General features: G+C 71.0%; 20 protein-coding genes and 1 other RNA gene. 6 read left to right on the plus strand and 15 right to left on the minus strand.

Annotation, left to right across the window (positions count from 1 at the left end; all coding sequences use genetic code 11):
- Window positions 1-66 precede the first annotated feature (66 nt).
- The 3 genes from AB0M51_RS35670 (at window position 67) to ssrA (ending at window position 1,776) form a co-directional block, all read left to right on the plus strand.
- Complete coding sequence (locus AB0M51_RS35670) at window positions 67-627, plus strand: DUF1707 and DUF4870 domain-containing protein (RefSeq protein WP_344198609.1); 561 nt, start codon at window positions 67-69, stop codon at window positions 625-627.
- Between the two features lie 16 nt (window positions 628-643).
- The gene (locus AB0M51_RS35675) at window positions 644-1,312 is read left to right on the plus strand and encodes a YoaK family protein (RefSeq protein WP_363752581.1); all 669 of its coding nucleotides are present in this window, start codon (window positions 644-646) and stop codon (window positions 1,310-1,312) included.
- 86 nt (window positions 1,313-1,398) lie between these two features.
- Window positions 1,399-1,776, plus strand: a transfer-messenger RNA (tmRNA) gene (gene ssrA / locus AB0M51_RS35680).
- A gap of 129 nt (window positions 1,777-1,905) precedes the next feature.
- Here ssrA and AB0M51_RS35685 read toward each other — a convergent pair.
- Together AB0M51_RS35685 and AB0M51_RS35690 are read right to left on the minus strand one after the other, a co-directional pair.
- Window positions 1,906-3,144 (minus strand): type II toxin-antitoxin system HipA family toxin, encoded by a 1,239-nt coding sequence (locus AB0M51_RS35685; RefSeq protein ID WP_363752584.1) that lies wholly within the window; start codon window positions 3,142-3,144, stop codon window positions 1,906-1,908.
- Window positions 3,141-3,443, minus strand: a complete 303-nt coding sequence (locus AB0M51_RS35690) for a helix-turn-helix transcriptional regulator (protein WP_363752587.1) — start codon at window positions 3,441-3,443, stop codon at window positions 3,141-3,143. Before AB0M51_RS35690 ends, AB0M51_RS35685 begins: the two co-directional genes overlap by 4 nt.
- A 163-nt stretch (window positions 3,444-3,606) precedes the next feature.
- Between AB0M51_RS35690 and AB0M51_RS35695 the strand changes: the two genes are divergently transcribed.
- From AB0M51_RS35695 to AB0M51_RS35705, 3 genes are read left to right on the plus strand one after another with little or no spacing between them, the layout of a single operon-like run.
- Entirely contained in the window at window positions 3,607-4,245 is a 639-nt protein-coding gene (locus AB0M51_RS35695) for a VOC family protein (RefSeq protein ID WP_344198605.1), read from the plus strand.
- A 52-nt stretch (window positions 4,246-4,297) separates the two neighbouring features.
- On the plus strand, window positions 4,298-5,113 hold the full coding sequence (locus AB0M51_RS35700) for an alpha/beta hydrolase (protein ID WP_344198603.1): 816 nt from the start codon (window positions 4,298-4,300) through the stop codon (window positions 5,111-5,113).
- A gap of 57 nt (window positions 5,114-5,170) precedes the next feature.
- On the plus strand, window positions 5,171-6,757 hold the full coding sequence (locus AB0M51_RS35705; protein ID WP_344198600.1) for an MBL fold metallo-hydrolase: 1,587 nt from the start codon (window positions 5,171-5,173) through the stop codon (window positions 6,755-6,757).
- On the opposite strand, the gene AB0M51_RS35710 is transcribed toward AB0M51_RS35705, so the two are convergent.
- Genes AB0M51_RS35710 through AB0M51_RS35770 form a run of 13 tightly spaced genes read right to left on the minus strand, consistent with a single transcriptional unit; the run spans window position 6,696 to window position 24,423 of the window.
- A complete protein-coding gene (locus AB0M51_RS35710; protein WP_344198598.1) occupies window positions 6,696-7,382 on the minus strand; it encodes a sugar transferase in 687 nt (228 codons plus the stop codon). The two genes, AB0M51_RS35705 and AB0M51_RS35710, sit on opposite strands and share 62 nt — an antisense overlap.
- 9 nt (window positions 7,383-7,391) lie before the next feature.
- Window positions 7,392-8,471: a hypothetical protein gene (locus AB0M51_RS35715; RefSeq protein ID WP_344198596.1), complete on the minus strand. Its 1,080-nt coding sequence runs from the start codon at window positions 8,469-8,471 to the stop codon at window positions 7,392-7,394.
- Window positions 8,468-9,763 (minus strand): polysaccharide biosynthesis C-terminal domain-containing protein, encoded by a 1,296-nt coding sequence (locus AB0M51_RS35720; protein ID WP_344198594.1) that lies wholly within the window; start codon window positions 9,761-9,763, stop codon window positions 8,468-8,470. Before AB0M51_RS35720 ends, AB0M51_RS35715 begins: the two co-directional genes overlap by 4 nt.
- Window positions 9,760-11,082: an O-antigen ligase family protein gene (locus AB0M51_RS35725; protein ID WP_344198592.1), complete on the minus strand. Its 1,323-nt coding sequence runs from the start codon at window positions 11,080-11,082 to the stop codon at window positions 9,760-9,762. Before AB0M51_RS35725 ends, AB0M51_RS35720 begins: the two co-directional genes overlap by 4 nt.
- Window positions 11,079-12,140 carry an aminoglycoside phosphotransferase family protein gene (locus AB0M51_RS35730; protein ID WP_344198590.1) on the minus strand — a complete coding sequence of 354 codons (1,062 nt, stop codon included), beginning with the start codon at window positions 12,138-12,140 and terminating at the stop codon, window positions 11,079-11,081. Before AB0M51_RS35730 ends, AB0M51_RS35725 begins: the two co-directional genes overlap by 4 nt.
- On the minus strand, window positions 12,137-12,637 hold the full coding sequence (locus tag AB0M51_RS35735) for a hypothetical protein (protein WP_344198588.1): 501 nt from the start codon (window positions 12,635-12,637) through the stop codon (window positions 12,137-12,139). Before AB0M51_RS35735 ends, AB0M51_RS35730 begins: the two co-directional genes overlap by 4 nt.
- Entirely contained in the window at window positions 12,634-13,788 is a 1,155-nt protein-coding gene (locus AB0M51_RS35740; protein WP_344198586.1) for a glycosyltransferase, read from the minus strand. Before AB0M51_RS35740 ends, AB0M51_RS35735 begins: the two co-directional genes overlap by 4 nt.
- Window positions 13,788-14,789 carry a hypothetical protein gene (locus AB0M51_RS35745; protein WP_344198584.1) on the minus strand — a complete coding sequence of 334 codons (1,002 nt, stop codon included), beginning with the start codon at window positions 14,787-14,789 and terminating at the stop codon, window positions 13,788-13,790. Before AB0M51_RS35745 ends, AB0M51_RS35740 begins: the two co-directional genes overlap by 1 nt.
- On the minus strand, window positions 14,786-16,024 hold the full coding sequence (locus AB0M51_RS35750; protein WP_344198582.1) for a hypothetical protein: 1,239 nt from the start codon (window positions 16,022-16,024) through the stop codon (window positions 14,786-14,788). The genes AB0M51_RS35745 and AB0M51_RS35750 overlap by 4 nt, the downstream gene beginning before the upstream one ends.
- A 28-nt stretch (window positions 16,025-16,052) precedes the next feature.
- Window positions 16,053-20,267 (minus strand): PKD domain-containing protein, encoded by a 4,215-nt coding sequence (locus tag AB0M51_RS35755; protein WP_363752597.1) that lies wholly within the window; start codon window positions 20,265-20,267, stop codon window positions 16,053-16,055.
- A gap of 16 nt (window positions 20,268-20,283) precedes the next feature.
- On the minus strand, window positions 20,284-21,744 hold the full coding sequence (locus AB0M51_RS35760) for an RtcB family protein (protein ID WP_344198578.1): 1,461 nt from the start codon (window positions 21,742-21,744) through the stop codon (window positions 20,284-20,286).
- Entirely contained in the window at window positions 21,734-23,200 is a 1,467-nt protein-coding gene (locus AB0M51_RS35765) for a nucleoside-diphosphate sugar epimerase/dehydratase (RefSeq protein ID WP_363752599.1), read from the minus strand. Before AB0M51_RS35765 ends, AB0M51_RS35760 begins: the two co-directional genes overlap by 11 nt.
- Complete coding sequence (locus tag AB0M51_RS35770; protein ID WP_363752601.1) at window positions 23,197-24,423, minus strand: DegT/DnrJ/EryC1/StrS family aminotransferase; 1,227 nt, start codon at window positions 24,421-24,423, stop codon at window positions 23,197-23,199. Before AB0M51_RS35770 ends, AB0M51_RS35765 begins: the two co-directional genes overlap by 4 nt.
- Window positions 24,424-24,506: the final 83 nt, after the last annotated feature.

Consider the following 24,506-nt stretch of genomic DNA (forward strand, 5'->3'; position numbering starts at 1 on the left):
CGGGTCAGGGGTCGGTCCGGGCTGAACCCGATGGGGCGGAGAAGCCCTGGCGCGCACAGTGGAAACATGTCCACTTCAGAGTTGCTGGTGACCTCGGCGCAGCGGGATCGGGCCGTCGAGATCCTCAAAGAGATGTACGCCGACGGCCGCCTGGACCACATGGAGTTCGACCTCCGGCTGGACAAGGCCCTGAAGGCGCGGACCCGGGCCGAGTTGAACAGCACGTTCGACGGCCTCGTCGCCCGCCCGGTGCCGACGTTCGCCCCGGCCGCCTTCACCCGGCCGGCGCCGCTGCAGACGTACCAGGGTGACGGCCGCGGGATGGGCACGATCGCGCACTGGCTCGGGTACCCGACGTTCTTCGTCGGCCCGGCGCTGGTCGTCGCCACGGCCGGCCAGAAGAACCCCGCCGTACGCCGGCACGCCGTCGAGGCGCTGAACTTCCAGCTGACGGCGGCCGGGGCGTTCGCGCTGCTCGGGGTGATGACCGGGTTCACGCACGGGTTCCTCGGGTTCCTGTTCCCGATCCTCGGGATCCTCTGGTTCCTGCTCACCGGGATCGGCGGCCTCGCCACCGCGGCCGGCGCCAAGTTCCGCTACCCGTTCACCCTGCGTCTGATCAAGTAGGCCCTACCCTGCTGGAATGGGTGTTCCGGTCGGGGTGCGGTGGGAGGTCGGGGGGTTCCTCGGCCTGACCGCGGCGACCGGGCTGATCGACGCGGTCAGTTACCTGAAGCTCGGACATACCTTCGTCGCGAACATGACCGGGAACGTGGTGTTCCTCGGCTTCGCGGTCGCACCCGGGTCGGGCTTCCGGCTCGGGCCGCCGGTGATCGCGGTCGTCGGCTTCGTCCTCGGCTCACTGCTCGGCGGCCGGGCCGCGCGGATCCTGGAGGCACGGCCTCGGCGCTGGCTCGGGATCGCCTTCGGGTCGCAGGCCGCGGTCCTGCTGCTGTGCGGGCTGCTGGTCGGGGTCGGCGTACTGCGGGAGTCCGGCGGTACGTCGTACCTGCTGATCCTCGCGCTGGCGGGCTGCTTCGGGCTGCAGAACGCGACCGTACGGCACGTCGCGCCGAAGGACATGACCACGACCGTACTCACGCTGACCCTGACCGGGCTCGCCGCGGACAGCGTCCTCGGCAACGGCCGCGCGGCCCCGCCGTACCGCCGGCTCGGTTCGATCTTCGCGATGCTGCTCGGCGCTGCCGCGGGTGCGCTGCTGCTCCAGGTGACCACCGCCTGGGTGATCGCGCTCGCCGGCGCGGTCGTCGCGGGCGCGGCCGCGGTCTTCGTCCTGGCTCCCGCGGGCTGAGGGAATGTCAGGTGCGGGTGGCTGGTTGGACTTGGTAGTGTGGAGCTTCCACCGAGCAGTACGGGTGGGAGTTTGACAACTCAACAGGGGGTGAACGGTTTCGACTTTGGACGTATGTTCGAAGAGAAGCGGGCCGAGGATCCAGGGTTATCTCGTTAACGATCTCTGGAAACCAATAAGTGCCAACGTAAAGCGCACTGACCTCGCTCTCGCCGCCTGACGGCCTGAGCACTTAAAGAGGTGGTCAGCCCGGGGATGCTCTCGCCCCGGTCACTGGCCTCATTTAGAGAGCTTGCTTTGTTAGCCCGGTCACGGGGCTAGCACGGGACATTTACAGTGACTGAGCCTGTCAGCGAGATGTCTGTACAAACGCTGGGGCCGAGAAAAGCGCTATTCAGACTGCGCCCGGAGAAGTCTTCGAGCAACGCCGAAGGACGCGGGTTCGATTCCCGCCACCTCCACCCCTGTGAGAACGCGCAGGTCAGCCCCGCTGACCTGCGCGTTCTGCTGTCTGCGACGACGTCACGGCGACTGGATGCTCGCGAGGTATCGTCCCGTCGGCCTGAAGCGAGTAGGGGCTATCCGGGCGGAGCTCAGTCCGCCAGGGTCTTCATCGGCTCTCGGAGGCCTTCCATCGCTTCCTCGAAACGAGGAAGTTCACGGCTGGGCACTCCGTTGCTGAGCGCGACTTCCTTCCAGGCCGCGGTTCCGTCGAGGATGTCCCGCAGGATCCGGCGAGCTTCTGCAGTCGTGACCCGGAACGAGTCCGCGTACGTCATCAGGCCGTTCAACTCGTCGTCGCGGTGGTACGCCCCTCCGATACCGGTCACCCGTTGCGTTCCGGCCTCGGGGTTCGGGTTGAGGTCGAACGCCGGTGACAGCCGCCAGCCGGACCGGCCGTCGCGGAGGAACCCGTGGTTGCGCAGGTGGTCGTCGGTGTTGTGGACGGCGATCGAGAAGGCGATCCGCCGCCACAGTTGACGCAGGTCTGCGCCGACCTGCGATCCGTACTCAGTCAGTGTCTCAGCCACCTCGAGGTAGTCACCTGGCGTGCCGTCGGATCCTTGGACCAGGGTCATCGCGCTGATGTACCCGATCCGCTGCTGCGACTCGCGGTCGAATCGCTCGAGTACGAGGACGGAACGGCTGCTCACTGAGATCAGTTGCCGGGCAGGCACCTCGATGCCAGATCTCTCGGCGAGGTCCAGGGTCGTCTTCTCCCAGCCGATGACGTCCCAGCCGTCGGCATGATGCGGGAACTTGGCTATGTACAGCCGGTTTCCGTCGCGAATGGATGCCTTTGGCCGGGCGCCGCCCAGTGAGCCCGAGCCGGCGTCGAGCAGGTCTTTCACAGCCGACAGATCGTCGGGATCGCGGGCCGCGGCGTCGGCTGCCTGCAGCAGTCTCGGAAGCTCCACCAATTTGGGAACTGTCAGATCCGGATCGAGGTACGGGCCGTCGGGCGAGGTGCGGAAACGGAGGGCTCCTTGGCGTGTCAGATCGCTGACGCCCAAGAGGTAGTCCACATCGCTCACGGCAGGGCTGGTTCTGCCTTCCCGGAGTGCTCGAAGCCGCACCAGCTTGGCAATGAGATTCCGGCCCCAGCGGTCAGGAGAACAGTCGCTGAGTGCTCCAGGCATCCCGCTGGAGGTGTGATTCCCTTGTGCGAGGGGCATTGCCGGATCGATGGCGTATGCATCTGGTCGCGCCAGATATGTCTCGTCGTACCGGAATGTTGTCGAGAGCACGCTGCGACGACGGCTGAAGTACGCCGTCCCAACGTCGACCGGCCGTCCGTCAAGATCTACCGAGACAATCACGGCGTCGCTCATCGCCGAACCCGTTTCGGCAGTGCCTGATCCGCGCGGGCGCGGCCGAGATCCGTCTCGTACGGGTCGAGCGTCCCGACCACACGGTCGAGAGTGCCGAGGACCCGAGCGACGTTGAGGAACACGTCGAGTCCGACCGTGGTCTCGCCGTGCTCCAGCCTGCGCAGCGTGTCGCGCGAAACGCCCGCACGATCCGCGACCTGTGCAGCCGTCAGGCCTTGCAGTTTGCGCCACGCAGTGAGGTGAGCACCGATCCTCTCCGCGGCCAGCCGCGTCCGCACCGGCACAGGCAACCGGGCCATGCCGTCATACCTCCCTCATAATGACGCTGATAGTCGTCATTATACGAGATAGTGGCTGATATGCTCGCCATTATATCCGTGCTCCGGCGCGAACCTTCACCTGCTGCTTCGCTGCGTTATCCGACTCTGCTTGCTATTCGGTCACGCTTGGTAGTGTCGAAGGGTGCTGAGTCCCGCGGTGGAGCCGAGGCTGGATCATCTGGTGTTCGGGACGCCGGATCTGCGGGGGACCGTGGAGGAGTTTGCGGCGGCTACCGGGATTCGGCCGGTGGACGGTGGGCGGCATGTGGAGCTGGGGACTCGGAACCACCTCGTGGCGTTGGGGCCGGCGTCGTACCTGGAGATCGTGGGGCCGGACGTCGAGAATCCGAAGCCGTTGGGGTCGGCTCCGTTCGGGGTGGATCGGCTGGTTCGGCCGCGGCTGGTGACGTGGTGTGTGCGGCCTCCGGAGATCGGCGAGGCGGTGTGGGCGGCCCGCAGGGCGGGGGTCGACTTCGGGGCGGTGCGGACCGTCGGGCGGGTCACTCCGGCGGGTACGGCGTTGAGTTGGCAGGTCGCGGCGGTCGATCCGCCGCCGTACGACGGGATCGTGCCGTTCCTGGTCGACTGGGGGACGACGCGGCATCCGGCCACGACCGGTGCGCCGACCGTGGAGTTGCTGACTTTCCGGGCGACCCATCCGAAGCCGGCCGACGTCACGGCCGTGACCGGCGCGCTCGGGATCAGCTTGATCGTTACATCGGGTCCGTCCGGGCTGGAAGCCACGGTCGCCGGGCCCGCGGGTACTTATCTGCTCCGCTGACGTCTGTCTCGCCCAGAGCCGTTCGTCGGTGAGGCAGACGAGGGGAGAGGGCATGCTGCAAGAGGTCAACGGTGTCGAGTTGTGGGTGGAGACGTTCGGGGATCCGGCCGATCCGCCGGTGCTGCTGATCGGGCTGCACTGGCCCGACGAGCTGTGCGCCGAGCTCACCGGGCGGTACGTCGTGCGCTACGACCTGCGCGACACCGGCCGTTCGGCGTACGTCGATCCCGACGCGCCGGCGTACGACCTGCGCGACCTGGTGGACGACGCGGCCGGGCTGATCGAGCAGCCGGCGCATGTGGTCGGTCTGGGGGTCGGCGGTTTCGTGGCGCAGCTGCTCGCCCTCGATCACGAGGTGGCCTCGCTGACGCTGGTCTCCACCCGCCCGGTCGCGCCCGGCCCGGTCGACCCTGACCTGGAGGACCACGACCACGCGGTACTGGGGCAGCTGTTCGGCCGTCCGCAGCCGGACTGGACCGACCGGGACAGCGTGGTCGACTACATGACCGGCTCCGCGCGGTTGCTGGCCGGCTCGAAAGGGTTCGACGAACAGGACGCACGGACCACCGCCGGACGCGTCTTCGACCGGGCACGGAAATCGCCCGCGGCGCAGCGCGCGAGCCACCTCGGCACCACGTTCGCCGCCATCGACTGCCGACCGCGGTGGCGCGAACGGCTTCCCGGCATCACGGCGAGAACCTTGGTGATCCACGGCGACGAGGACCCGTTCTTCCCGCACCAGAACGGCGTGGCCCTGGCTGCCGAGATCCCGCACGCCTCCCTTCTCACCCTCCCCGGCATCGGCCAAGGTCTCCCGCGCGCCACCTGGTCGACCGTCGTGCCCGCCCTCCTCAGCCACACGGCGTAGCCGTTCTCGTGCGGGTGGGGGATGTTGCGACGGGCCGCCGTCGGGAGCCTGGTGGGTATGGGCGAGGGGACGGTCACAGCGCTGGGGCATGCCGGACTGCGGATCGACGGGGACCGGATACGGGTTCTCGCGGATCCGTGGCTGTCGCCCGGCGGGGCGTTCCTGGGCGCCTGGTTCCCGTTCCCGGACAACTCGCACCTGCTGACCCCGGAGACGCTCGACGCCGACGTGGTCGTGGTGTCGCACGAGCATCTGGACCACCTGGACCTCGACCTGATCGCGGGGCTGCCGGACGAGATTCCGGTCGTCGTACCGCGCTATCCGTCGACGATCATGCAGCGCCGGCTGCGTGCGATCGGGCGGACCCGGATCGTCGTCCTCGACGCCTGGGAGCGGTACCCGCTGAACGACAAGAGTTGGCTGACCGTGATCCCCGAGCAGTGCCCGATGAGCCACGACGCCGCCGTACTGCTGAAGATCGGCGCGCGGAGCATCCTGCACACCAACGACGCCCGGATCTCGCTCGCCCAGGCACGGCGGGCGATGACCGAGGTCGGCGGGCCGCTGGACGTGATGGGTGTGCAGATGTCGGGGGCGAGCTGGCACCCGGTGCGGTACGAGTACGACGAGGTCGAGCGTGAGCGGATCTCGACGATCAAGCGGGTCGGCAAGTTCAAGGCCGTCACCCGGCTCGTCCGGCAGGTCCGGCCGCGGCTGGTGATGCCGTACGCCGGTCCGCCCTGCTTCCTCGACGACGACCTGTTCGAGCTGAACAGCGGCCTGCAGCCGGGCGGGATCTTCCCCGACCAGGAGGAGGCGGTCACCTGGCTCGCGGACCGGATCCCCGACCAGCGCGGGGCCTACCTGCTGCCGGGCGACCGGATCCACCTCGACGACCTGCGCATCGTCCGGGACCCGCACTGGCAGGACTTCGCCCTGGACGCCGGACCGGAGGAGCGGCGGCGGTACCTGACCGCGTACGCCGCCCGCCGCCGCCCGGCCATCGACGCCGCCTGGGCCGCGAACCCCGTGTCGCGGCCCGGGTTGGCCCAACGCTTCAAGACCCACCTCGAGTCGCTCGGCACGCTGTCGGAGTACTTCCTGGCCCGGATCGGCATGACGCTGCGCTTCGACGTGTCCGGCCCGTACGGCGGGGTGTGGGACGCGCACATCGGACCGGACCGGGTCGTCGTCGACCTCGACGGCGGGCGCGGGCACGCGGACTACACGCTCACCATGGACGGCCGCTGGCTCGACGGTGTGGTGTCCGGCCGGACCCGCTGGGAGGAGCTCCTGCTCTCGCTGCGCTTCACCGCCCGCCGGCAGCCCGACCGGTACAACGACTACCTGGTCGGCCTGCTCAAGCACGCGGACCGCGCCGCACTGCGGGCCGTCGAGCGGTTCGAGGCCGCCCGTGATCCGGAGGAGACCACCGAGATCGTTGTCGGCGGCAAGCAGTTGCTGGTGAGCAGGTACTGCCCGCACGCCGGTGAGGACCTGGCCGAGACCGGCGTGGTCGTGAACGGCGTACTGCGGTGCCTCGGCCACAACTTCGAGTTCGACCTGACCGACGGCAGCTGCCTCAATGCCCGGTGTGACCCGGTTCTGGTGAAGCCGGCGCCGTATGTGGAAGAGGCAGTCTGACAGGCTGCTGCAGATCCGCCAGTCCGACCACGAACAGGCCGGTCACCAGTACGTAGTACAACGTACGGCGGATCGTCGGCCGGTCCAGGTACTCCCGGTCCGCGGCCACCCGGAGCGGCACGAGTACGTCGAGGTACCACCGCTCCACATCCGTCCAGGCATCCGGCGGTACCGCGGAACGCTCGCGGTAGCGCAGCTGCGCGGGACCGGTCAGCCCGGGTCGTGCCTGCAGTACCGGCCGGCACGCGTCCGGATAGCGCGCCGCCAGAATCGCGCTTTCCGGACGCGGACCGACCAGCGTCATCTGGCCGCGGACCACGTGCCACAGCTGCGGCAGTTCGTCGATCGCGGTGCGGCGCAGGAACCCGCCGAGACGGGTGATCCGGGCGTCGGCGGCCGCCGTCACTTGCGGGCCCGAGGCAACAGTTCGCATGGTCCGGAACTTGTACAGCGTGAACGGCTGCCCGTTCTGTCCGACCCGCGTCTGCCGGAACAGTACCGGCCGGCTGCTGGTGACGAGCACCAGTACGGCGACAACCGCCAGCAGCGGGGCAGCGAGCACCAGCAGCAGCCCGCCGATCAGTACGTCCAGCAGCCGCCTGCCCGGACCGACCTGTGCTGACATGATTCTCTCCTAACCGGTGCCGGCGGCAACGAAGATCGCGGTGAACGCCTGCGCGACGAGATCGCACTCGTGATCGAAGGCGGCGGAGTCGGTCGGCATCATCGACGGTGTCATGTGCGTGATCAGGTGGACCCCGATCCGGCGCTGTGCCAGCAGCGAGGTCCAGAGCGGGTTGGTGCCCAGGTCCGGGGCTAGCAGGCTGAAGACCTTGCCCTGGTAGTGCTGCCGCCAGGTCCAGATGTCCACCGCCTGCGCCCCGGCCGAGACGGGTGTCGTGATGTAGGTGGCCGTGTCGGCGGCGGCCTGCGCCGCGGCGCCCTGGTACCCGTCGGCCGCCGCGAGCGCCTTGCGGGACTGCAGGATCGTCAGTGCTTCCCAGCCCTGGGCGCGGACGCGGCTCCAGATCTCGGTCTGCGCGGCCTGCTGCGTGAGCCCCCAGTTCGTGTAGGTGCTCGGGCTGAGCAGCCCGGTGCTGAGGTCCAGCCGATCGATCAGGTGCGCCCGCAGGTAGCCCTCGACCGCGGCGGCGCTCGCCGCCGGGTACTTCTGCCGCACCCGCTGCGCGCACCCCTGCTGGTTGCCGCCGCGCCACGGCAGGCACCCGAGCTCGGGTACGACGGCGTCCACCAGCAGCTGCTTGCCCGGGGCAACTTGTGCGATCGCGCTCCGCGCCTGCCGGAGGAAGGCGGTGGCCTGCGCGGCCGAGGTCAGCCCGTCGCCGTACCCGATCTCGTCGGAGATCTTGAACCCGGCCGTCCCCGGGACCGAGGCCAGCTGGCCGAGCCGGGCGACCGCGCCCTGGAACGCGGCCGGCCCGTCGAGCCAGCGCTTGACCAGGTCGGTCTCCCACCAGATGGCCGCGCCGCGGTGGTGCAGCGCGGTCGCGAGTGCGACGTACCGGTCGCCGGGGAGCACCGCCGGGACGGTGCTGGGCGTCGACGTACCGGGTGGTGGCGTACCCGTACCGGTCGGCGCGCTCGCCGTCGAGCCGCTGTCCGGCGTGGGCGCCGGCGGGCCGGCCGGCGTGCCACCGGAGCAGCCGGCCAGCAACAGCACCAGACCGGCGGTGATCGCGATCGTTTTCCTCATGGTGTTCCTTCCCCGACGGCTACGGCGGGACGGCGGCGTGCGGCCGGCGCGCTGAGCCGCAGCAACAGGCCGATCAGCAGGGCATCGGTGGACAGGTACGTCACGGTGGACGCCACCGCCGCGCCCATGGCGCCGTAGTGCGGTATCAACGTGACGTCGAGGACGACCGTGATGACGAGCCCGGCGCCGAGGACGATCGAGTTCAGGCCCGGACTGCCCCGCCCGTAGAGGTACGCGCTCGCGACACCGGAGGCGCCGGCCAGCACCATGCCCGCGACCAGCACCCGGGCGGGCTGCACGGCAGATCCGAACGACGACCCGTACAGCAGCCGCATCACCGGTCCGGCGAGCAGCGCGATCGGGATCGCGGCCAGGACGACACCAGCGAGCGTCGGGCGGATCAGCCGCCGCGCGAGCCCGGCCGCGTGGTGCTGGTCGAGCTTCGTCAGCCGCGGGTAGAACACCCAGGTCAGCGCGGTACCGGGCAGCCGCAGCAGCTCGGCGTACTTCGAGGCGACCGCATACCCGCCCAGTACGGCCGGGCCGGCGATCGCGCCGAGGATCGCGACGTCCAGCCGGAGATTGAGCAGCGTGATCAGCCCGCCCACCTGACCGCGCAGCCCGTACGACGACACCCGCCGGGCGAGTGCCTTGTCCGGCCGCCCCCACCATCCGAGGTCGCCGCCGGCCAGGCCGAACCGCCGCCAGCCGAGCCGGCGGGACACCCGGCGCCAGGCGTCGACGGCGACCACCAGGTCGGCGAGCCCGAGGCCGAGGACGATCGCCCCGATGCCGTGGATGCCGACGACGAGCGGCAGCACGAAGCACGGCAGGAACGCGAGTTCCTCGGCCGCGATCACCACGTCACCGCCGCGCCGGTCCTCCAGGCCCTGCAAGGAGGTCTTGCCGAGGGTGAGCAGCAACTGGCTCGCCACGGTCGCGCCGGCCGCCGCGATCAGCCAGACCGGTTCGTGCGGGAAGAAGACCTTCGCGAGCAGCGGCGACGCCGCGATCCACAGCGCCGTACCGACCGCCGCTCCGCCGGCACCGATCGCCATCAGCGTCGGCCAGAGCCGCGGCAGGTCGCGTCGCGGTACGGCGAGGAAGTACGCCAGCGCTCCGGGCAGGCCCAGCACGCACAGCACGCCGACCAGGCCCGGCAGCATCCGGAGCAGCGCGTACTCGCCGACCGCCGACGGCCCGCCGGTCCGGGCGACCAGCACGGTGGCCAGCGTCAGCCCGAGGACCGCGAGCAGCCGGGCCGAGCAGTTGGACAGGACGGACCGGATCATGACGCCTCCTCGCGCTGGTCCCGCTGGTCCTGCTGGTCCTGCATGGCGAGCACCAGCGCCGCGATCAGGCCGAGCCAGGTCCACAGATGCCGGAAGTGCAGAACCTCGTAGAACCCGGCGGCGGTCGCCATCACCGGGCCGATGACGGCCAGCAACCACGGTCTGGGGACGATCTCGTCGTACGGTCTCGGCAGGTTCCCGAAGACCAGCCGCAGGCAACGCACGAACATCGCGACGCCGAACAGCAGCAGGCCGACCGCGCCGATCACCCCGCGCTCCAGCAGCGTCGCCAGGTAGTCGTTGTGAGCTTCTTTGACGTACGGCGCCTGGGTGGCCTCGAGTGTCGCCTTGGTCCGGGCGGGACCGTAGCCGGTGGCGTCGCCGTTCAGGAACAGGCGCGCGCCCTCGCTGACGATCGTCGCGCGTTCGCTGCTGGAGCTTCCACTGCGTCCGACGGAGTCGCGGAGCAACGGGATGCTGCCGGCCGCCTCCGCCCGCAGGTGGCTGAGGTCGACCCGCGGCATGACCACCCCGGCCATCAACCCGCCGACGAGTCCGGCGGTCGCGAGGAGCGCGATGCCGGCCACGGCACCGCGACGGCGGTACGTCGTCACCACGACGGACAGCAGCAGCCCGATCATCAGCGTCAGCATCGCGCCGTTCGAGCCGGTGAACCCGATCGCGACCAGCACCAGCAGGTAGGCGATCCGGCGGACGCCGGGTGACCGCGGATGCTTGCACGCGGCAATGACGAACAGTGAGACGACCAGGTAGTTGCCGGCCAGGTTCGGGTCGCCGAAGGTGTACGGCGCCCGGACCCCGTCCTTGGCGGACACCCCGGTGAGCGCGCTGATCCCGGCCAGGTACGCGAGCACCATCACGCCGGAGTAGACCGCCGCCGTGCGGCACCAGGCCACCGTGACCGCACGAACGATGGCGGGGTTGTGCCGGCCGAGCGCGATCGTCATGCCCCACGTGAGCAGCAGCAGGTCCTGGACCAGCACCAGCCCGGTGGACGCCGGCGCGACCGAGACGTACGCCGCGAACGCTCCGCCGAGCATCATGCCCGCGACTCCGGTGGCGTACGGCAGCCTGATCGGCAGGTGTTCGCGGCCGGCCCAGAGCAGACCGAGCACGATGCACAGCAGGATGCCCGCGTCGGCCGCGGCGGTGTTGCCCGGGCCGGCCGGTGTCAGGAACGGCAGCAGACAAGTCGTCAGGCCGGTCATCGCCACGAGCATGTCGCCGCGGGGCAGGCCCGGCGATCCGACGACGCCGATCCGTGGTCCGGGGTCGTGCGCGGGCAGGGTTGTCGTCACAGCACCTCAACTCCGTCCGCGACGTCGGTGAGCGGCCAGTACGGTAGCGATGCCAGCAGTTCCAGGTGGTTCGCGGCGAACTGGTCGTCGTTCGCGGTCGCGGCGATCTCGCCGAGCCCGGCCAGCGCGGCGCCGTACCAGAGGACCGTCGGCAGGCCGAGGCGGTCGAGGCCGGTGCGGAGGTACAGCCGGACGAGATCGGGCAGCCAGCCGGGTTCGAGCAGGCCGTACCTGATCCCGGCGCCGAATCCGGTACGCCGCAACCCGCGGTGCCCGTGCACCTCGCGGCCGGGCCGGGTGTGGCGGTCGAGGTAGAGGCAGTAGCTGAGCACGAACCGGACCAGGTCGCGCAGCGGCGATCCGGAACGGGCGCCGTTCTCCCAGTCGACGACCCCGGAGATCCGGCCGTCGTCGACGAGCAGGTTCCCGAACCAGTAGTCGCCGTGGACGACGGTCGCGGCGACCCGGTGGCGGCGCAGTTGCCGGTCCGCGGCCGCGAGCCGGACCTGCGCGGCTTCCAGCTTCGGGTGTCCTGACCAGCGGGTGCGAACCTCGCCGGAAACGTCACCTGCCCAGGTGATCCGGGCGCGCGGCCCAGCCGTCGCCAGCTGCAGGTGCCGCAGCCAGCCGCCCGCCAGCGCGAAGTCCTCCGCGACGGCCCGCGGGCGGGACGTGTGCAGCCAGCGGTGGTACCCGACGCTCATCGGGACGCCGCGAACCACCGTCGTGACGACGGCCGGCAGCCCGTCGCTGTCGAGCGTCTCGAGGTACCGCGGAACGGTTCTGCCGACTTCGCCGAGGTCGGCCTCGCCGAGCGCGATCAGCATCCGGGTCTCGCGGGAGACGGCGCCCGAGGCGGCCACCGTGACCGGGATCTTGATCGCCACCGGTCCGGCCGGACCGTCTCTGTAGGTCCCGGCCGGCGGAGTCACGATGAAGGTCCGCTTGGCGTCCGGGTCCTTCGACGTCGCGATCAGCACACCGCGGCTGCCGGGCGCGAACAACAGGTCGTGCACGGACCGCGGCCGGGGCTGGAATGCCTTCGGTGCCTCGGTCATCGCCGCCTCCCGACGACCACGCGTGCCGGTGCGAGGCCTCCGGTCCACCGCCACGGGGCCCGCCGTGCCAGCCCGAGCAGGGCGGAGGCCGGTACGGCGAACGCGAGGCCCGGCGGCACCGTCGCCACCGCGGTCCAGAAGTACCGGACAGCTTCCTCGACGTCGTCGACAACCACCATCGGCCGTGCCAGCGTCGGCAGTACGACGAACTCGCGCTCCAGTACGACGCCCAGCGCGCGGGCGGTGCGGCGGAGCCGCCGTCGGCTGCCGGGTCGCTGATCAACCAGCACCACCGGCCCGTCGGCGGACACCTGATCCGCCCGCACCGCCCCGTCACGAAGGTCAATCTCAACCGTCCCGGGCGGACACAACTGCAACCAGGGCGCAACCGGCGCCTCGCGGGCCGCGGACGGACCGCGGTCGCTCCGTCCGCGGCCGGCAGCTCCGGCGAGACCGGCGGCGTACTCGAGCCGCTCGTGTTCGGCCGGGCTCGTCATGACGTCACCAGCTCCGCCCGGCGCCCGGCCGAGTACACCTGGTCGAGGACCTCGGCGAGGCTCTCCGCGTTGTACGTGCTGCCGGCGGCGGCCTGCCCGCGCCGGGCCATTCGTTGGGCCCTCCCACGATCAGCGAGCAGGTCGTCGATCGCGCCGGCCAGCAGCCGCGGGCGCCCCGGCGGCACCAGCAGTCCGCTCTCGCCGGGGACGACCAGATCCGGTACCGAGTTGACCGCGGTCGCCACCACCGGAAGCCCGCAGCGCATCGCCTCGACGACCGCACACGGCAGACCCTCGTACCGGCTGGCCATCGCGAACACGTCGAAAGCGGGCAGTAGCTGCGGTACGTCGGACCGCTCGCCGGCGAACCGGAACCGGTCGGTGAGGCCCAATCGGTGCACCAGCTCCTTCGCCTCGCGTTCGCCCGGCCCGGAGCCGATCCAGACCGCGACGGCGTCGGTGTGCCGCAGTGCGGCGATCGCGGCGATCAGGTGTTCCGGTGCCTTCTGGTAGTCGATCCGGCCGACGGTGCCGATCAGCGGCGTGGTCGCGTCGACGCCGAGCGCGGCGCGGGCCGCCGTACGGGAGCTGTCGGTCCGCGGGACGGTGACCGCGTCCACCACCGGGGTGATCGTGCGCAGCGTGCCCGGGGTCGCGAGCCCGAGCCGGAGCGCCTCGGTCGCGACGCCGGTCCCGATCGCGAGCACGTCGTCGGTGATCCGCGCCAGCCGGCGCTCGATGGCGATGTACGCCGTCCGCCGGACCGGGTTCTGGAACTGGTGGAACGGGAACCCGTGATACGTGTGCACGATCCGCGGCACGTCGGCGCGATGCGCGGCCAGCCGGCCGAGGGCGCCCGCCTTCGCGCTGTGGGTGTGCACGACGTCGTACCCGCCTGCGGTGCACAACTCGGTCAGCCGCCGGAGCGCCCGCCGGTCGTCGCTCGGCGACAGCGGCGCGACCAGGGACGGCTCGATCAGGACGCGCATCCCGGCGGCGGCCGCGCGGTCGGTCAGCGGGCCGCCCTGCCCGGTGATGATCGTGACCTGGTAGCGGCCGGGGTCGAGCGGCAGGACGCCGCGCAACGCGACCCCGCCCGCGCCGGCGATGAACCGGGTGACGACGACCGCGACCTCGAGCCGCGTGCCCATCAGCCGGCCCGTCCTGTCCGGATCGCGGCCAGCGGACGGCGCAGCAGCTCGGTCAGACCGGCTCCCGGTTCCCGGCCGAGCAGCAGCTCGACGGCGGGCAGTCGCGAGCTCAGCCGCCCGGCGACCTCGTCGATCGGCGGATGCACCGGGCCGCAGCCCGTCGCCGTCGCGACCACGGCCGCGAGCGACCAGAACCGCCGGAGCTCACCGGCCGCGTAGGTCCCGGCGACGAGCCGCCGCGCGGCCGCCGCGGCACTCAGGTCGCGCAACTCGGGCGCCTCCTGGTTTCCGCGCCGCAGTACGACGATCAGCTCCGGAGGCAACGACCTGACCCGGTGCGTCCAGGCTTGTTCGCGGCGCCCGTGCAGCGCCCGGCGGCCGGTACCGTCCAGCAGCCGCAGCGGTTCGGCCACGCCGTACGCCGTCGACCCGTCGGAGACCGCCAGGTTGTCGCAGGTCGCCCGCGAACCGTCGGCCATCGCCCGGGCCACCAGCGTGGACTTGCCCACGCCGCCCGGACCGGCCAGCAGGACCACGACCCCGCCGACCTCGACGATCGACACGTGCAGCGGCACGAATCCCTGCTGCAGCGCGAACCACAGGGCCGGGTAATGCAGCAGCACCTGGCTGTTCAGCGCGTGCTGGCGCGCCGGAAGCAACCACCCCGCGGCGGTCTCGCGGTACGACGGGCGCCACCGGCTCGCGACCCGCAGCCCGTCCTCGTCGATCGCCCAGCGCTGGTCGTAGCCGGACCCGCCGACGTTCCGCAGTACCACTTCGCCGCCGGGAGTCGCCCAGACGCCGCGGGTGATCAGCTCCGCGCCGCGGATCCCGAACGGCTGCCGGGTGTCCTCGACCGACAGCACCACGTTCGGCGGGTCCGCGGCCGCGAGGCCGGGTCGCTCCGGCCCGCCCGCGGCCGCGAGCAGCGTCCGTACGACGCCCTCCGAGCCGTGGACGGCGACCCGCTGGCCGGCCGTGTGCAACAGACCCGTGCTCACCGCGACCTGCCGAACCGCCGCGGCGCCGGGCCGCTCACGACGCCCAGGACGGGCCAGCGAACTGCCTTCAGTACGTCGTCGAGGTCGTCCAGCCGGCGCAACAGCACCGTGCCCGTCGACACCACGACCACTCCGGCCGTCATCTCGTCCGCGGGCGTCACCGCCGACAGCCCGGTGAAGCGTACGTCGCTGAAGCCGGACAGACCGCTCTCGTCGAGGCCGAAGACCGGGCTGCCGTCGTCAGGGCCGGCGGGCTGCTTCGACGGTTGCGGAGACGTGCCGGACAGCGCGAACAGCAGCGTGCTCACGGTGTCTTTGTCGCCCTCGTCGGCACCCATCAGCACGACCGCGTCGACCCCTTGCCGGCGGGCGGCCAGGGCCATGGTGTTGCGAAGCGAGCTGATCTCCTCGGTCGACGTCCCGAGCACCGGTGCCTGCAGCAGCCGGGCCAGCGCGCGGATGCCGTTGACCCGTGGGCGGAACGTCTCCAGCAGGGTCGCCGCCGTCAGACCCAGTACGATCCCGAGCAGCAGCGCCAGCGCCAGCTCCGGCAGGATCGAGTTCGGCTCCTGCCGGACGTCGGGCTGGTCGCCCACCAGTACGACCTGGTCCCGGGTCGCGTTGTTGGCGATCAGGGTCGCCCGTTGGCCGCTGAGCTCGCTCAGCAGCTGGTTGGCCGACTGGATCTGGACGCCGAGGTCGGCGCGGGCGGTGACGTCCGCGATCCCGCGCAACTGGGCGACCAGCCGGTCGCGGCGCGCGGTCGCGTTGTCGATCTGCGCGGTCAGCGTGGCCACCGTGCTCCGGTACGTCGCCTGGTCGCCCTGGTTCATGAAGGACGCGACCCTCGGGGCCAGCTCGCTGACGATCCGGCCGGCCGCGACCGCGTCGTCGTCGGTGACGCTGAGCTCGACGATCGAGGAGCCGCCGATCCGCTGCGCCGACACGTTGTTCACCGCGTACACGTCGACGTCCCGCTGGACGTCCGCGGCCTGCAGGGCGGCGCGCAGCACGGTCGACGTCGTCGCCACCGCCAGCACCCGGCTGTTCATGCCCTCGGCCTCGGTCGCCGACTTCGGCGAGCCGGCGATCACCTGCATCCGGAGCGAGGCGATGCTCGGATCCGGCCGCCTCGCCAGCAGCACCGCGGCCCCGGCGACCGGTATCAGCACGCAGACCAGGATCAGCGCGAGGTGGGCCCGGACGATCCGGCGGAACATCTCTTCGAGCGTCATGACAGCGTCCTTCGTCCGTTGCCGGTCATCAGAGGAGAACCAGCACGGTCTTGGTGGTGGAGGAGGACAGCCCGATGGTGTCGGTCACGGTCACCTTGATCGTGTAGAGACCGAGCGAGTTGTAGGTGCAGCTCGTCGTCGGGCTGGTCTGCGGCGGCTTCGTCGTACCGTTGCCGCAGCTGAAGGTGTAGGTGGCGATCGGCGTCTTGTCGACGTCGGTCGACTTGGAGGCGTCGACGTTGACGGCCTGCTTCGACTTGATCGTCGTCTTGTTCAGGCTGAGTACGGCGACCGGCGGCTGGTCGGCGAGGATCTTCACCTGGACCGTTGCCCGGCTCGTCAGACCGCCGGTGTCGGTCACCGTCACCGCCGCGGTGTAGGTGCCCGCGGTCGTGTAGGTGCAGTTGGCCGTCGGCGACGTGATCGCCCCGGTCGTCGTGCCGTTGCCGCAGTCGAACGCGTAGCTCGCCAGCGGCCTGCCGTCGGCGTCGGACGACGTGGACGCGTCGAGCGCCACCGTTTGCGGCACGTACGCCTGGGTCGGGGTCGCCTTCAGGCGTGCGGTCGGCACACCGTTCGGCTTGACCACGATCGGAGCGCCGGTCCAGGTGTCACTCAGACCCGCGTTGTCGGTCACGGTCAGCGTCGGGGTGTAGGTCCCGGAAACCGTGTAGTTGCAGGTGCCGGTCGCCTGGGCGATCGTCGTACCGTTGCCGCAGGCAATGAGGTACGCCGTGATCGGCTGCCCCAGGCCGGCACTGCCGGAACCGTCGATCGTCACGGCCAGCGGTGCGAAGCCCGACGCCGGGGTCGCGGTCGCGCCGGCAACCGGTCCGACGTACTCGTAGGCGCCGAGGTCGGCGTAGGTGATCGTGCCGGCGCCGGTGTTCGCGACCGCCGGGTCGTCGACGGCCGCGGCGCCGTCGTGGTCGGTCGCGCTCCAGCCGGCGGGTGAGGTGTCGGCCGCGTCGATCGCCGGTGAGGAGCTGGTCAGGTGCAGGTTGCGGGTGGCGGCGGCGGCGAACCGCGGGTTCGCCGCCTTGCCCGCGGCTTCCTGGGCGCTCGCGGTCTGGAACGTCGCAAGCGTCGTGTAGTTCGTCCCGGACCACTCGAACAGGGTGCCGCCCGAGGTCTGGAAGACGAGGTCGCGATCGAGGGTGGTCCCCGCGGTGGAGGTCGCGTCCACCCGGATCTCGCCGACGGTCCGGGTGCTGCCGACGGCGTTGTCCATCGTCACGTTGTCGCGGGCGAGCGCGCCGCTCGAGTTGCCCTCGAAGTTGATCCCGGCGGTCGCGTTGCCGACCACCGTGTTGCCGATCACCTGCGACCCCGGCGCCCCGAAGTCGTCGATGCCGTGGTCACCGTTGTCGTAGGAGACGTTCCGGCGGACCAGCGTGCCGCTCGCCCCGGTGTAGGACTCGATGCCGGAGTCGTCGTTGCTGTAGGTCAGGTTGCCGTCGACGACGGTGTTCTGCGCGGACGACGAGACGTCGATACCGGCCGCGATCCGGGTCGAGAGCCGCTTGTTCCGGTACGTCGTCACGCCGGTCACCGTGTCCCGCGCGCCGCCCTGCACGCTGACGCCGTGGAAGTTGTTGTCGTGCGTGACCGACGCCTTGAGGATGCTGTCGGTCGTGTTGAAGAACCGGACCCCGATGGACTGGTTCGCCGACGCCTGGATTCCGCTCAGCGTGACGTTGGCGGAGTTGTCGGCGGTGACGCCCTGGGCGCCGGACTGGGCCGTGTCGATCGTGTCGAGCGACACGCGCTGCACGGTGTCGAAGTACACGCCGCTGAGGTTGGTCTGCCGGACCGCCAAGCCGCTGATGTTCACGTCGCTGACCTGTCGGAGCAGGATGCCGAAGCTCCGGGCGCCGGCGCTGACGGTGTGCCCGGTCGCCGGGTTCGTCCCGCCGGTGTCGACGTACAGCGTGGCTGTCGGGGTGTCGTAGAACCACGTGTTCGTCGTGGTCGTGGTCGCGCTTGTTGCCTTGGCCAACGGTTGACCGTCGAGGAAGACCTGGGACGGCACCGGGGTGTAGGCGTGCTTCCAGGCGGTCGTCGAGGTCGCGGTCCAGCCGGCCGCGTCGGAGACGTCGTTGCTGCCGAGGATGACGGCCGACGGCGACGTCGCGCGCAGCGTGATCGGCGCACCCGGCTGACCGCTGGTCGTGACCTGCACCTGCTCGCGGTACTGGCCGGGCCCGACCAGCACGGTGTCGCCGGCGAGGGCCTTCTTGGTGGCTGCGCCGATCGTGCAGAACGGCGTGGCCGTGGTGCCCGGTCCGGCGTCACTGCAGGACGGGTTCGTCTGCTCGACCGAGTATGTCTGCAGCTGCCGGGTGCTGACGACTTCCTGCGCCGTGGCGGTACCGGTCATCCCCGCGGTGTCGGTGACCGTCGTGGTGACGGTGAACGTACCGGTGGCCGCGTACGTGTGCGTCGCCGTCGCTGCCGTCTGCGGACCGACGACGGTGCCGTCGCCGAAGTCGAAGGTGTACGACGCGATGCCGTTCACGTCGGCGTCGCTCGAACCGCTCGCATCCGCGGTCACCGGCGCCGCCGGCGGCATGCTCACCGCGCTCGGGCTGAGGACCAGCGCCGCGTGCGGCGGGTAGTCCGTCGTACCGGCGACCGGCTGGAACTCGAGCGCACCGCGATCCGCGTACGCCGGCGTACCGGCGCCGGTGTCCGGCACGATCGGGTCGTCGGCGAGCGGGTTGCCGGCCTGGTCGGTGGACACGAAGTTCGTCGCCGAGGAGTCGGCCGAGTCGACGGCCGGTGAACCGCCGGTCAGCCGGAAGTCCGCGCCCGCGGCGTTGGCGAAGTCCGGGTCGACCGACAGCCCGTGGGCTTCCTGGCCGGTCGCGGTGCCGAACGCGGTCAGCGTGTTGTAGATGACGCCGTTCACCTTGGTACTCGGTGCGGCGACGTGGTTGTAGGCCATGTCCCGGTCCGCGGTGAAGCCGGAGTACGACCCGGCGTCGACGTACAGGTCGTACTCGGTCGCCGTGGTGCCGTTGTCCACCAGGAGGTTGTTGAGAACGGTCGCGCCGGTCGAGTTGCCCTCGATCGAGATGCCGTCACGCCGGTTCCCGTACGACGTGTTGTTCAGGTACTGCACGCCGGTGGACGACAGCGTGTCGAAGCCGTGGTCGCCGTTGCCGTACGAGATGTTCCGCGCGACCAGGGCGCGATGGCTGCTGCTGTAGACCTGGATCCCGCTGTCCTGGTTCTGGTACGCGACGTTGCCGATCACCTGGTTGTCCGGCGAGCTGGTGTCGACGTCGATGCCGTTGGCGGTCGCGTTCGGGTTCAGCGACACGTTCGCGTACAACGTGTTACCGGTGAGCAGGTTGCCCGGCGAGGTGGCCAGCCCGATCCCGTGCAGCCCGTTGTTGTGGCTGCTCGACGCGCTGACCGTGACGCCGCTGGACGCGTTGAGCTTGATGCCGGTCGACAGCGCGTTGTCGACGGCCGCGGAGCGGATCGTGATCGAGCTGCTCGGGCAGGTGTCGACGAGTACGCCGTTGCCGGCCGACTGGGACGCGGTGACATGGTCCACGGTGATCGCGGACGACGACAGCAGCCGCACACCGGCGAAGTTGGCGCGGTCGAGTTCGAGGTTGCTGATGACGACGTTCTGCTTGCTGCTGGTGGTGACGCCGAACGACTGGGCGCCGGCCTCGACCTGGTGCCCGTCGCCCGGGTTCGCGCCGCCGAGGTCGACGTACAGAACCTTCGCGGTCGCGTCGTAGAACCAGCTGTTCGGCGTCGTCGTGGTGGCGGAGGTGGCGGTCGCCAGCCGCTGGTCGTCGACGAACACCTGTTTCGGCGCAGACGGCGGCGCGTACGGCGTGGACCAGGCGGTGGTACCGGTCGCGGTCCAGAGGGCCGCGCCGGCCAGCGACCTGGTGCCGAGCACGACGACGCCCGGGGCGTCGCCGGTGACCGTGATCGGGTCGGTGGCGGTGCCCGAGGCGTTCACCGTGACCTGCTCGCGATAGGTGCCCGGGGCAACGTGTACGGTGTCGCCGGGATTGACCGCCTTCTTGGTGCCCTGGGAGATCGTGCAGAACGGCGCCGCCTGGGTCCCGGTGCCGGTGTCGCTGCAGGTGACCGTGTTGTTGACCCAGTAGCCGGTACCGGCGGCGGACGCCGGGCTGCTGTTGACGACCAGCAGCAGGGCCGCGGTCATGCCGATGACCGTCCCCGCCGCCAGGTTCCGTAGCCGGTTGTTCATTGTTCTCTCCCGAGCGTCAGTGCAGAACTGCGACAGGTCGCATCCGCGCGACCGGCCTGACCAGGCCGTGGCGGACGAGGACGTCGAGGGCTGCGTTCACGCCCCGGTCGTCGAAGTGGTGGGCTTCGGTGGGCGCGCCGTCGTCGTACCGGTAGCGAAGCGTCTTGCGTTTCAGCGGGTCGTCGCCGGAGACGCCGCGGGACACCAGGTCGGAGACCACGGTGCCGGCGCCGTGACAGGCGGAGTACAGGCTGGTCGCGGCGCGGTCGCCGGCCACGGCCAGGTAGCTCGAGGTGCGATGCGTGCCGGGCAGCAGCACGGCCTGGCCGGTCTCGGCGAACGTCGTCCCCGGTGTCATCATCGAGGCCGGGAAGGCGCGGCAGGAGTTGTGCCGGTGCACGACGCCGATGCCGTCGCCGACCGGCTCCTCGTAGATGCTGTTGTGCGGCGAGTCGACGACCAGCCGGCCGACGGCACCGCCGAACGAGTCCGCCGCGATCCGGCGCAGCGCGGCGTACGTCGCGGTCCGGAACGCGAAGCCGTAGTTCATCGCGGCCGCGGTCGCCAGCATCAGCCGCTGACCCTCGTCACTGGCCAGTGGAAGCGGCGTACAGCCGGCCGTGAAGTACAGCCCTAGCCGGGCCCGCAGTTGCGCGAAGGAGCGCGCCGAGCGGAGGTGAAACCACGGCTTCAGCGCGGCGTTCACGGCCTTGATCTGCGCCGGGTAGTCCTTGCGGCGGAAGAACAGCCGGCCGATCTCCCCGGTGAACACCCCGCCACCGCCGTGGTACTGGATGGTCAGCTGACCCTCGGTCACCCCGAGCCTGGCGGCCCGCTCCGGGTCCAGGATCTCCTCGACCCGCTGGAGCTCGACGAAATGGTTGGATGGGCCAATGGTCCCGAAGCGGTACCGGGCGAGCTGGAACGCGACCCCGGGCAGCTCGGCCCGGAGCCGGTCGAGCCCGCCGTACCGCTCGAGGTCGATCCGGCCGCCTTCCTCGATCCGCTCCAGGTCCGCGGCCGGTGCGTCCCAGCGCTCGACGCTGAACTCGGAGCCGGCGCCGACCGCCCGGACCACCTCCCGGCGACTGAGCTCGGCGGTCCCGCGGGTCGGGTACGGGTAGCGTTCCCGGACCGCCCGCATGAACACGTCGATCGCCTTCTCGTCCGGTACGTCGGAGTCGACCGCGATCAGCGCCATCCCGCAGTTCACCGAGGAACTGGTCAGCTCCGGCCGGACGGTGCCGCGGGTCGCGACCGCGACGCTCGACGGCAGCTCCATCTTCGACTTGTGGTGGAAGTCCGGCAGCACCACCGGGGGAGCCGCCAGGTCCGCGCCCTCGACGCGATGCCCGAGCGCCGAGATCGTCGCCCGGCCCGCGGGGAGCAGGGTGGGGTCATCGAAGACCGTCGGGGGGTTGGTGACGGTACCGTCGAGGACGCGGACGTCCGGTGGTGGGGTGGCCTCAGTGGTCATGCTCGACTCGCAGTCTGTTCGTCGTCGGGCGGTACTCCGGAACCAGCTGACCCAGGTGCCGGAACACCTCGTCGGGGCGGTTGTGCGCGGCCGCGTCGTACAACTCCCGCAGCCCGGCCCGGAACCCGGCGGGCGGCGGCGGCGCGACCGTCATCGAGATCCGCGGGTGATCGGTCGCGGTGGCTTCCTCGCCGGCGCCGAACAGCTCCTCGGTGAGCTTCTCGCCAGGCCGCAGCCCGGTGTACCGGACGTCGAAGTCGCGGACGTTCAACAGGCCGGCGAAGTTGCTGATCAGGTCCACGATCCGCACCGGCTCGCCCATGTCCAGCACGTACGTCGCGGAGCCGTGCGACATCCGGGCCGCCTCCAGGACCAGCCCGACGGCCTCCTCGATCGTCATGAAGAACCGGCTGATGTCCGGATGCGTGATCGTCACCGGCGCGCCGCTGGCGAGCTGGTCGCGGACCACGTGCAGCAGCGAGCCGCGGCTGCCCAGCACGTTCCCGAACCGGACCGCGGTCAGCACGGTGGTGGCCGGCTGCTGCGACTGCAGCACCAGCTCCGCGAGCCGTTTGGTTGCCCCGAGCACCGACGTCGGGTTCGCGGCCTTGTCGGTGGAGATCAGCACGAACCGCTCGACGTCGTGGGCGACGGCGGCCTCGACCAGGTTCTGGGTGCCGCGGACGTTCGACTTCACGCCCTCGCAGGGATGCCGCTCGAGGATCGGCAGGTGCTTCAGCGCCGCGGCGTGGAAGACGATCTGCGGACGGTACTCGCGGAACAGCTGGAACAGCCGCTCGCTGTCGCGGATGTCGGCGACCACGGTGTTCTCGGTGTCCAGCAGCGCCTCGCCCCACAGCTCGAGCTGGCTGCGGTGCAGGTTGGACTCGTCGTGGTCGAGCATGATCAGCTGCTCGGGCCCGAAGCCGTACACCTGGCGGCAGAGCTCGCTGCCGATCGAGCCGCCGGCGCCGGTGACCAGCACCCGCTTGCCGGCGATCGCGTCCCGGGCGTGCCGGCTGACCACGTGCATCTCCGGCCGCCCGATCAGCGGGCCGACCTGCAGCGCCCGCATGTCGGTGCCGGCGATCTGCCGCTGCAGCGCGGACAGGAACGGCGGCAGGTGCAGGACGGTCGCGCCCAGGGCGGCGGCGCGCAGCCCGAGCTGCCGCACCTCGTGGGACGGCATCGACGGGATCGCGATCACCACCACCTCGACCCGGCTGCGCTCGAGCACCGTCTCCAGGTCGGCCAGGGTGCCGAGCACCCGGCGCCCGCCGTACCGGCGGCCCTGCTTGGCGGCGTCGTCGTCCAGGAAGCCGACCGGCTCCAGCCCGAACGAGCTGACCCGGTGCAGGTCCCGGGCCAGCGCGACCCCGGCCTCACCGGCGCCGACGACGACGGTCCGCAGCAGTAGGCTCCGGTCGCTGTTCTGTAACAGCAGAGGCTGAGTCATTCCGTTCCCTTTCCTGAGATGCCCTGATATGCGATGCCGGTGATCGCCGCGCACACCGCGTCGACCTGTCCGTCAGTCAGCCGCGGGTACATCGGCAGTGACAGCAGCTGGTCGAACAGCGCGTCCGCGCCGGTCAGTCCGGTCGACGGGATCAGGGCGGCCTGACCGAAGTACGCGAGGCGGTGCACCGGGATGAAGTGGACCGACGTGCCGATGCCGCGCTCGGACAGCGCGGCGATGATCTCGTCGCGGTCGATGCCGCCGTTCAGCCGCAGCCGGACCGGATACAGGTGCCAGGCGTGCGTACCGTCGCCCGGTGCCGGGCGGTGCGGAAGCCGGACGCCGGGCAGCCCGGCGAGCTGTTCGTCGTACCGCGCCGCGATCTGCGCCCGCCGGCGCTGCCAGGCCGGGAAGTGCACGAGCTGGGCCCGGCCCATCGCCGCCTGGACGTCGGTCATGTTCGCCTTCAGGCCGGCGTCGGCGACGTTGTACCGCCAGCTCCCGCCCGGCAGGTACCGGCGCCACGCGTCGGCGGTCATCCCGTGCAGGCGGGCCCGGCGCAGCCAGTCGGCGCGCCCGGTGTCGTCGGTGGTGATCATGCCGCCCTCGCCGAGCGGCAGGTTCTTGGTGGCGTAGAAGCTGAAGCAGGTCGCGCCGCACCCGGACCCGACCGGCACGTCACCGGCGTAGGTGCCGAGTGCGTGCGCGGCGTCCACGACCATCCGGTCGAGCGGTACGCCGGCCGCCTCGGCGAGTGCAGGTACGTCGGCCACGTCGCCCGCCCAGTGCACGACGACCATCGCCGCCGGACGCCCGAACGCCCTGGCTGCGGCGCGCACCGTCCCCGGCGTCGGCATCCCGGTGGCCGGGTCGACGTCGACGAGCACCGGCTGGTGCCCGGCGTGCACGATCGCGTGGACGGCGCCGCAGAACGTCATCGTCGAGCTCAGCACCAGCGACCCGGACGGCAGCCCGAGCGACCGCAACGCGAGCTCGATCCCTTGTGTGCAAGACGAAACGGCGACCGCGTCCGCGGCCCCCACCGCGGTGGCGAACTCCGACTCGAACGCCGCCACCTCACGTCCGGTGGTCACCCAGCCGGACTGCAGCACCCGCAGCACGGCGGCCTGCGCGTCCGCGGTGATGTCGCAGTCCGCGAACGGTACGGCGATCTCCTCGGCCGTCGTCGCGGCAGACGGCACAGCAACGATTCGGGTAGTCATCCCGATGCCCCCTCCGAAGCCCCCCACGGGCCTGATGTCCCTCGACGCTACGGGCTGTGACCACCGCCCCGCGCCCGCCGAGG

Origin of the sequence: Kribbella sp. NPDC051137, assembly GCF_040682535.1 — a bacterium.
Classification (GTDB): Bacteria; Actinomycetota; Actinomycetes; order Propionibacteriales; family Kribbellaceae; genus Kribbella; species Kribbella karoonensis.